General features: G+C 71.7%; 7 protein-coding genes. 1 reads left to right on the top strand and 6 read right to left on the bottom strand.

All coding sequences use genetic code 11. The features are described from left to right. Positions 1-61: 61 nt before the first annotated feature. The 5 genes from D7X12_RS35505 to ruvB form a co-directional block, all read right to left on the bottom strand. Positions 62-1300 carry a DUF4388 domain-containing protein gene (locus tag D7X12_RS35505; protein ID WP_120629644.1) on the bottom strand — a complete coding sequence of 413 codons (1239 nt, stop codon included), beginning with the start codon at positions 1298-1300 and terminating at the stop codon, positions 62-64. A gap of 28 nt (positions 1301-1328) precedes the next feature. Next, positions 1329-2435: a thioredoxin domain-containing protein gene (locus tag D7X12_RS35500; protein WP_120629643.1), complete on the bottom strand. Its 1107-nt coding sequence runs from the start codon at positions 2433-2435 to the stop codon at positions 1329-1331. A gap of 83 nt (positions 2436-2518) precedes the next feature. Further along, complete coding sequence (gene lpxC, locus D7X12_RS35495) at positions 2519-3463, bottom strand: UDP-3-O-acyl-N-acetylglucosamine deacetylase (protein WP_120629642.1); 945 nt, start codon at positions 3461-3463, stop codon at positions 2519-2521. Between the two features lie 447 nt (positions 3464-3910). Continuing rightward, positions 3911-5398 carry a hypothetical protein gene (locus tag D7X12_RS35490; RefSeq protein WP_120629641.1) on the bottom strand — a complete coding sequence of 496 codons (1488 nt, stop codon included), beginning with the start codon at positions 5396-5398 and terminating at the stop codon, positions 3911-3913. Positions 5399-5434: 36 nt separating this feature from the next. Continuing rightward, a complete protein-coding gene (ruvB, locus tag D7X12_RS35485; RefSeq protein WP_120629640.1) occupies positions 5435-6472 on the bottom strand; it encodes a Holliday junction branch migration DNA helicase RuvB in 1038 nt (345 codons plus the stop codon). Between the two features lie 120 nt (positions 6473-6592). Here ruvB and D7X12_RS35480 point away from each other — a divergent pair, with 120 nt between their 5' ends. Next, complete coding sequence (locus D7X12_RS35480; protein WP_120629639.1) at positions 6593-7678, top strand: MBL fold metallo-hydrolase; 1086 nt, start codon at positions 6593-6595, stop codon at positions 7676-7678. 16 nt (positions 7679-7694) lie between these two features. Here D7X12_RS35480 and D7X12_RS35475 read toward each other — a convergent pair. After that, on the bottom strand, positions 7695-9085 hold a 1391-nt coding region (locus D7X12_RS35475), incomplete at its 5' end, for an ELWxxDGT repeat protein (protein ID WP_208719486.1).

Below are 9085 nucleotides of genomic sequence, written 5' to 3'. Positions count from 1 at the left end.
TATAAGAGACAGGGGGGACGCCGGGGAGGGTGTCCAACGCAGGAAAGTCCGCCGGACGACGCTAGGAGATGCCGCCCTGCAGGGTGCGGTAGGTGTGGGCCAGCCGCTCCGCCACGTCCGTGGGCAGGACGTTGCGCGCGGAGAACAGGGCGTAGGACACGAAGGCGTCCAGCGCCTCCAGCGCCATCGCGCGGCCCACCGCCTCCCCGCCGCTGGTGGACACGTTCGCGCGCAGCCGGGCCACGTCCACGCGCCCGTCGGGCCCCAGGGTGACGCCCTGGTAGGCGTCCTCCAGCCCCGGGGGCGGCGCGTCCACGAAGCCGCGCAGCAGGTCCACGTCGCGGCCCGCCTCGCGCAGCGCGCGGTGCACCAGCGACAGCAGGAGGTTGTAGCGCTCCTCCGCGGACAGCAGCTCCCAGGCCATGCTCTCCACCGCGGGGCCCCGGGCCGGCGCGGGCGCTGGGGCCTGCACGGCCAGGTGGCCGCCGCGCACCGCCTCCTCCACGCCGTTGTAGAAGGCGTACTGGCTGCCCGCGTACCGGGCGCGCAGCGCGCCCAGGGAGGTGCCCGCGCCCAGCTTCGCGAACAGGGCCTCCTCGCCCGGCAGCGCGCCCTGGGGGCCCGGCTGCACGTGCATGTCGTCCGGGAAGCGGCGGCGCAGCCGGCCCGTCTCCTCCGCGCGCTTGATGCCGGTGAGGACCAGGTCCCTCGTGCGCTCCGGCAGCTTCACCGCGTCCACCGCCGGGGCCTTCGCCTCCAGGAAGAGGAAGCTGCCCTCCTGCATCTCGAAGAGGTTGAGCACCACCTCGCGCACGACGAAGGTCATCGCGCTGTAGAGGCTGGCCTCGGAGACGAGCCCCTGCGACGTGAGCACCTGCCCGATGCGGCGCGCGGGCGTCACCTGCGCGAGCGCTCCGGCCAGCTGGTCCTCCGTGAGCAGCCCCAGCCGCACCATCACGGTGCCCAGGCGCTCCCAGCGCTCGCTGGAGGTGGCGAACACCACCTGCCCGTCGCGGAACGCCACCGCGCGGCGCACGGTGTCATGCTGCACGACGAGCTGGCCGGTGCGGATGCCCGAGAGGATCTGGGCGAACACCTCCTCGACCGAGAGCGCCCCCAGGCTGCCGGCGAAGAAGCCGGTGGCACCGAGGGACTCCGGGAGGAGCACCAGTCCCTCGGGCGCGTGGAAGTGCGCCACGAGGGGCCGGCTGGGAGAGACGACGGTGGCGAGCGGCCGCTCCAGGTCGAGCGAAGCCGCCTCACCGCTCACGCGGGGCGTGGCCCTGGGCTTGGACGCCACCGCGGCCCTCCCTTGAGTGGCGCCAGGACTACTTCGCGCCCTTCAGCTCATCGTCGATGATGCTCTTGAACTCGGAGAAGGGCTGCGCGCCCGACAGCATGATGCCGTTGATGAAGAACGCCGGCGTGCCGGTGACGCCCACCTTGGAGCCGTCCGCCATGTCCGCCTTCACGATGGCCGCCTTCTCACCGGAGTCGAGGCAGGCGTTGAACTTCTTCGTGTCCAGCTTGAGGGTCGCGGCGTGCTTCTTCAAGTCCTCCACGCCCAGCGCCTTCTGATTGGCGAACAGCGTGTCGTGCATCTCCCAGAACTTGCCCTGGTCGTTGGCGCACAGCGAGGCCTCGGCGGACTTCTGCGCGTTCTTGTGGAAGTCCAGGGGGAACTGGCGGAACACCACGCGCACCTTGTCGCCGTAGGTCTTCGTCACCTCGTCCACCGCGCCGATGGCGCGGCTGCAGAACGGGCACTCGAAGTCGCTGAACTCCACGATGGTCACGGGCGCGCCCTCGGGGCCCTTGGACGGGCCGGTGGCGGCGACCTGCTTGCGCTCGGCGGGAGCGCGGGGGGGCTCGGGCAGCTTGTACTCCACGTTGGCGCCCTGGCGCAGCGACTCGAAGAACTTCTGCGCGGCCTCCTGCTTCTGCTGGCCGGACAGGAAGTCGACGATCTGCGGCTTCATCTGCTCGTAGGTCGCGCCCGGGGGCAGCTGGCCCTTGGCGCCCTCGAAGACCTCCTTGATCTTCTCTTCCGGAGGCGCGGGGATCTTGTCGTCGATCTCCGCCTTGAGCAGCTGGTCCTCGGTGATCTTGCGCTTGGCGGCCTCATCCTTCACCAGGCGCTCCGTCACGAGCCCTTCCAGGCCGCGCTTGCGCAGCTGGAACTTCTGCTTGTCCAGGTTCGCGAGCGGCTCCTTGATGCGCTCGTTGAGCTCCGCGAACGTGACCTTCTGGCCGCTGCCGAAGGTGGCGACCACCGTGTCCGGGGCCGGCTCCGTGGCGCTGCCAGCCTGCGCCTGGGCCGGGGCCTGGGCGGCGGGCTCCTGCGTGGTGGCCGGAGCCTTCTCCTTGTTGCAGCCGACGGTGAGGGATGCCGCGAGGAGCGCGGCCAGTGCGAGGCGAGTAGGACGCATGGACATAAGTCGCCGACTTAATAGAGGAGCCCGGGGCTGGCAAGGAATTGCCAAGTCACCACCGGCCCCACCACCGGCCCCGCTGGCACTCAGGCGACCAGGGGCTCCAGCTCCAACGCGCTCGCGAGGCTTCCGCGCCCCGACTCGCGCCCTTCCACGTCCCGCCGCCGCGCGGTGACGATGTCGTAGCTGGACGGGTCCGCCAGCACCTTGCGCACCAGCTTGTGGTTGAGCGCGTGGCCCGTCTTGAACGCCGTCATGTGCCCGATGACGGGCCGGCCGAACAGCGACACGTCGCCGATGGCGTCCAAAATCTTGTGGCGCACGAACTCGTCCGGGAAGCGCAGGCCGTCCGGGTTGAGGATGGACGCCTCGTCCACGACGACGGCGTTGTCCAGCGAGCCACCGCGCGCCAGGCCCAGCGTCTTGAGCTTCTCCACGTCGCGCAGGAAGCCGAACGTGCGGGCGCGGGAGATTTCGCGGGAGAAGCCGCGGTCGTTCACGTCCACGTCGAAGGACTGGCCCTGGATGACGGGGTGCTCGAAGTCGATGGTGCAGCTGATGCGGAAGCGGCGCGCGGGGGTGAGCGAGGCCTGCTTGTCCCCGTCCGTCACCGCCACGCTCTTCTTGATGACCAGGTACTCGCGCGGCGCGTCCAGCTCCCGCGCACCGGCCTCCATGATGGCGTGCGTGAAGGGGGCGGCGCTGCCGTCCATGATGGGCACTTCCGGCCCGTCCAGCTCCACGCGCACGTTGTCGATGTTCATGCCCGCCAGGGCCGACATCAGGTGCTCCACCGTGCCCACGCGCACGCCGTCGCGGCCCAGCGTGGTGGCCAGCGACGTGTCCACCACGTACTCCGCCAGCGCGGGGATGCTCACCGGGCGCGGCAGGTCCGTGCGCACAAACACGATGCCGTGCCCCGCCGGCGCGGGCTTCAGGGTCAACGTCACGGGCGCCCCGGAGTGGAGGCCCACGCCCCGGCAGACGGCCGGCTGGGAGAGGGTGCGCTGGGAGTCGGTGAACTGGAGCATGTCGGTGTCGCCTCTGAGGACTGCTTCGGACTGACGCACGCAGGGTACGGGCCCGTCGGACGGCTCAACGCGGTCTGACGCACTGCACACAGGAGCAATCAACATGCCACCGGGCCATGGCTCAAGTCTTCCAGTGGAAGCAGGCCCGGGGGGGTCCAACCCCCTGGAACTGCTGGCGACGCGAGGGCGCGGGCGGGGGGCGGCGCGGACCGGGGTCCCGTCACCCCTCTCGGGAAACACCACACAGACCCTCCCACCGTGACAGCCATGTCCGGAATCCACCCTTCGCACCCCGGTTTTGCCCGGCGCCCCACGCGCCAACCCGGAGTGTGTGTCACCCAAGCAACAAGGGCGCGTCTCTATCGCAGGCGAGTGCCCGGAAGCAAACGCACCCACGGGCCTCACGGGGAGTCCGGGGCTTGACGGACAACGGTCCTGGAGCGGGGGTCAACGCGACGCGGGCGGGAGGAAGCGGTCGCGCAGGGACTCGGCGTCCGGCCGATCAAAGCCGCGCCCCTGGAGGAGCGAGCGGCGGCTGACGGCGTGGAAGGTGGTCTCCAGCGTCTGGGAGAAGCGGCGCAGGTCCTCCGCGAGGCGGCTGCGGATGCCCGGCCCTTCCGGCGGCCAGGGCAGCTCCACGAGGAGGGACGAGAAGCGGTCGAAGGCGTCGTAGTCCGCGTAGCGCAGCAGCTGGTAGCCGCCGTCGTGGAAGTAGTCGAGGAAGGAGCGCAGGGCGTCCAGCACGCGCTCGGCGGAGGTGACGTCCTCGGAGCGCAGGTGGCCCTCCGCGGCGCGGCAGAGCTGGGCGTACACCCACAGGTCCTTGCGCAGGCGCAGCGCGGCGTCCTGGGCGCTGGTGAGGTGGGCGAAGGCCTCCTCCCCCAGGGAGCCGTTGGGCGCGAGCGCGTCCACGAGCGCGACCACCTGGCCACGGAACAGCGCGGTGAAGGCCTCCGCGGCGCGCAGGGCGGCGGCGGGGTCGCGGTCCAGGTCCACCATCACCTCGCGGGCGATGCGGTCCGTCTCCCGGGCCAGGTCGCGCGCGGCCCTGAGCGTGGCGGCCTGCAGCGGCTTGGAGCCGGCCTTCGGGGACAGCTCCGTGTGCAGGTAGCTGGCGACGGCGGCGGCCTCCCCGCGCACCAGCGACAGGAGCACGCGCACGCGGCGCGGCACGGGCGGCTGCGTCTCCGGGTCCACGTGCGTCAGGTAGTGCAGCACGCGGAACAGGCCCAGGAAGGCGGTGGTGTAGAGGGGCCGCGTGTCGGGGGGCAGCGTGCCCAGCACGTCCAGCAGGCGCACGGAGCGCAGCCGGTCGTACTCGACGCGGAACTCCAGCGGGCGGAAGGGGCGGAAGTAGCGGTTGAGGACGATCTCCCGCAGCGTCAGCTTGCCCACGTCCTGGAAGAGCGAGAGGCCGATGAGCGGCAGCTGGAGCAGGTTGTCGAGCAGGTTCTTGAGCGCGTCGAACGCCTCGCGCACGACGAAGAGGCTCTCCGGCGGGGTCTCCTGATCCAGCTCCTCTTCAATCAAGAGCCGGCGCACGCGGTCGTCCGCGAGCTGGGTCTCCACGTACTTGCGGAAGACCATCTTCGGGTCGCTGTCCGGGTCCTGCAGGTGGCGCGCGACGCGCACCGCGCGCTCCATGGCGTCGCGCACGTCCGCCAGCTCCTCGTGGAAGTCGCGCGTGACGAGCGGCCGGGCGCGCGCATCCACCACGGCGTTGTGGAGGTTCAGGTAGCGCTCCACCGCGCGCAGCCACATCTCGAACTCGAAGAGCAGCTCCTCGCGGCCCTCCACCGGGACGCCGCGCAGCCAGCGCTCGCGTTCGGCGAGGAAGCCCGCGCGCGTGGCCTGCGAGGCGCGCATCAGGTCGCCGTAGAAGTCGCGGGGACCGGGGAGGACCGTGGGCACGGTGGGCGCGGAGGCTGGGCTCATGGCGGCGGGCTCGCGGGGCGTCAGGCGGGAGGAGGGCTAGAAGAGCGTTCCCTGCGGAGAGCTGGGGGGCGGCGTCTTCTTGAAGTACTGGTAGGTGCGCAGCGTGGCGGTGCGGCCGCGCGGGGTGCGCATGAGGAAGCCCTCCTGCATGAGGAAGGGCTCGTAGACATCCTCGAGGGTGTCGCGCTGCTCGCCCACGCTCGCGGCGATGGTCTCCACGCCCACCGGGCCTCCGCCGAACTTCTCCACGATGGTGAGGAGAATCTTCCGGTCCATCGCGTCCAGGCCGCTCGCGTCCACGCCCAGGCGGCTCAGGGAGCCGTGCGCCAGCTCGTAGGTGATGCGGCCGTCGCCCTCCACCTGGGCGAAGTCGCGCAGCCGGCGCAGGAGGCGGTTGGCGATGCGGGGCGTGCCGCGCGAGCGGGTGGAGATCTCCCGGCTGGCGGCGCGCTCCAACGGCACGCCGAGGATGCGCGCCGAGCGGTCGAGGATCTGCTCCAGGAACTTCGGCTCGTAGTACTCCAGGCGCTCCTGAATCTGGAAGCGGTCGCGCAGGGGCGACGTGAGCAGGCCCGTGCGCGTGGTGGCGCCCACCAGCGTGAAGGGCGGCAAATCAATCTTCATCGCGCGGGCGGCGGGCCCGGTGTCGATGGTGATGTCCAGCCGGAAGTCCTCCATCGCCGGGTAGAGGTACTCCTCCACGGCGGCGTTGAGGCGGTGGATCTCGTCGATGAAGAGGATGTCCCGCTCGTTGAGGTTGGTGAGCAGGCCCGCCAGGTCGCCCTTGCGCTCCAGCGCGGGGCCGCTGGTGACGTGGATGCCCACGCCCAGCTCGTTCGCGATGAGGTGCGCAAGCGACGTCTTGCCCAGGCCCGGGGGGCCGGAGAAGAGGCAGTGGTCCAGTGCGTCACCGCGGCTCTTGGACGCGGCCACGTACACCTTGAGCTTCTCGACGACCGCACCCTGGCCCACATACTCGTCGAACGAGCGAGGGCGCAGGGAGGCCTCCAGCCGGATGTCTTCCGGCTGAACATCTCCCGAGAGGGTGTCGTCGGACTTCCTCGCCATCACCATTGGGACCCTATACAGCGAAGGGGGCGCGTGTCGCTGCCCTTCTGGCGGCGCTAGAGTCGCAGCGGCATGCCGACCGGCCAGCCAGGGGGTCCGTCCCCCAGCCCCAAGGGAGTCGCGTCCATGAGCCACACCCCTGCCCCGTTCCGTCCCCTGCCCTTCCTCCCGGAGGCGCACGCCGAACGCGCCCCCGGACAGCGGTTGCAGAAGCTTCGCCGCGCCGCCTTGGAGGCCCGCGAGGCGTTCGTGCACGAGGGGCCGGTGGCGGCGGTGTCCACCTGCGACCTCATCACGTTCCCCTACCCCACCCTGTTCGCCTTCAGCGGGGCGGCGCTGTCCCCGGCGCCCTACGTGATGATGACCAACCGCATGCAGGTGGTGCAGTTCGCGGAGGCCGGCACGGGCCAGCGGCGCACGCTGCTCTTCAACCCCACCGACTACGAGCGGGGCCACGCGGCGCCCTTCTACCGCGCGCTGCGCGAGCGCTACGGCGCGTTCCTCTCCGACAAGGTGATGTCCACCCGCCACGGCACCGTGCTGAGCCACCTGGAGTCGCTGGGGCTGACGCCGTCGGACGTGGACTACCTGGCCTTCGACCACCTGCACATCCAGGACCTGCGCGGCTGGCTGGGCGGCGCGGGCGCCCCGGCCGTCTTCCCGCGCGCGAAGCTGCTGGTGCAGAAGGCCGAGTGGGCCCTGGTGAAGCACCTGCACCCCATGCAGAGCGTCTGGTTCGTGCCCGGCGGTGCGGAGATTCCGGAGGACCGCGTCGTGCTGTTGGACGGCGACACGTGGCTGGGCCAGGGCGCGGCGCTGCTCAGCACGCCGGGGCACACGCAGGGCAACACGTCCCTGGCGGTGGCCACCGCGAACGAGGTCTTCGTCGTCAGCGAGAACGGCGTGAGCACGGAGAGCTACACGCCCCTGCTGTCGCGCATCCCGGGCGTGCGCCGCTTCGCGGAGCAGATGGGCTGGGAGGTGGTGCTCAACGGCAACACGCGCGAGGACTCACTGGAGCAGTACTCGTCCATGGTGGTGGAGAAGCTCTTCGCCGGCCCTTCCGCCCACGACGCGTCGTTCGTGAACTTCCACCCGTCATCGCTGCTCACGCAGCACATGCTGGCCCCCGGCCTGGGCCCCACCGTGGTGCTGCCCCCGCCGAACACGGGCGCGCTGCACCCCACGCCCGCGGTGCGCCGCGCGGCGTGAGGTGACGCGCGACGGCTCACCTCCCCGCGACGCGGCAGTCCACGTCGGGGAGGAAGGGCAGCGCCCAGGGCTCCTCGCCCCGGGTCCATTCGGTGGCGACGAAGAAGACGTGCGCCCCCGCGCGCACGAACCCCTGGGGGTTGGAGCTCTGCCCCCCGGGAGCGAGGTCGTGGAGCTGCTGCACGCGGTGGAGGGAGCCGTCCGAGAACCAGGCCTCGCGCCCCCGCGTGCGCGTCATCGCGGAGAGGAAGAGCCACCCGTCCATCACCCTCAGCGCGGTGGGCGCGCTGCCAGAAGGGCCGGGATCCAGGTCCTGCACGAGCTGCGTGCCCTGGGATGAACCATCCGTGCGCCACAGCTCGCGGCCGTGCACGCCGTCATTCGCGGCGAAGTACAGCCACCCGTCCATCACCGTCAGTCCCGAGGGGAGCGAGCCCTCCGCCCCCAACCGCACATCCTTCACCCGCCGGGTGCCGGACGACGTGCCGTCGCTGCGCCACAGCTCGCCGCCGTACCAGCGGTCTCCGGGCTCGCCGAAGAAGCCCTCCGCGCCGGCCATGAAGTACACGGCGTCGCCCAGGGGCGTGAGCTCCGACGGGTAGTCCCCCGCGAAGTGCCGCAGCCGGTAGGTGGTCGAGGGCTGCCCCCGCGACACCCAGAGGTCCGCCTCGCCCTGGCCCGGGTCCACGAGGAAGAAGAGGGGGCCGGAGCCCGTGGGCGTCAGGGCGAGCAGCACCGTCCACGCCGGCCCGCGGAAGAACACGTCCGCGTGTCCGGTGCGCCCGTCCACCCCCCACAGCGTCACCGAGTCGTCGTCGTACGCGATGAGCGCGAGCCGCCCGTTCCACGCCGTCAGCTCGTCCAGGAGCAGCGAGCCCGGCCCGGGCACGAACTCCCGCACGAGCTTCGTGCCCTTCGCGGTGCCGTCCGTCACCCACAGCTCGCGGCCGCGCACGCCGTCGTCCGCGGTGAAGTACAGCCGTCCGTCCACCGCCGTGAGCCCGTCCGGCGCGCTGCCCGCGCCCCCCGGCCGGAGGTCCGCCACCAGCACCGTGTCCTTGAGGCCTCCGTCCGTGCGCCACAGCTCCGGGCCATGGTGCCCGTCGTCCGCGACGAAGAAGAGCTGGCGGTCCACCGCCGTGAGGAAGCGCGGCGTGCTGCCTGACGGCCCGGGCCGCACGTCCTTCACCCGCCGCGGCCGCGTGTCGTGCCCGTTCATCACCCACAGCTCGCGGCCGGAGAGGCCGTCCTCCGCGGCGAAGAAGACCTGCCCCTCCACGGCGACCAGGGCCTCCGGTCGTGAGCCCTCCCAGCCCCGCCGCAGGTCACCCACGGGCGAGGCCCGCCGCCCACAGGGCATGGGCGGTCCTCCCGCCTGGGCCGCCCGGGCCGCCACCGCCCCATCGC

It is taken from the genome of Corallococcus sicarius (assembly GCF_003611735.1).
GTDB classification, from domain to species: domain Bacteria; phylum Myxococcota; class Myxococcia; order Myxococcales; family Myxococcaceae; genus Corallococcus; species Corallococcus sicarius.
The sequence above is the reverse complement of the archived record's forward strand: the minus strand, read 5'-3'. Positions and strand labels throughout refer to the sequence as shown.

What these genes read in the sequence shown, in the direction of transcription:
- D7X12_RS35500 (WP_120629643.1), bottom strand. Translation starts at nt 2,435, where the DNA reads ATGTCCATGCGTCCTACTCGCCTCGCACTGGCCGCGCTCCTCGCGGCA.
- lpxC (WP_120629642.1), bottom strand. Translation starts at nt 3,463, where the DNA reads ATGCTCCAGTTCACCGACTCCCAGCGCACCCTCTCCCAGCCGGCCGTC.
- D7X12_RS35490 (WP_120629641.1), bottom strand. Translation starts at nt 5,398, where the DNA reads ATGAGCCCAGCCTCCGCGCCCACCGTGCCCACGGTCCTCCCCGGTCCC.
- ruvB (WP_120629640.1), bottom strand. Translation starts at nt 6,472, where the DNA reads ATGGTGATGGCGAGGAAGTCCGACGACACCCTCTCGGGAGATGTTCAG.
- D7X12_RS35480 (WP_120629639.1), top strand. Translation starts at nt 6,593, where the DNA reads ATGAGCCACACCCCTGCCCCGTTCCGTCCCCTGCCCTTCCTCCCGGAG.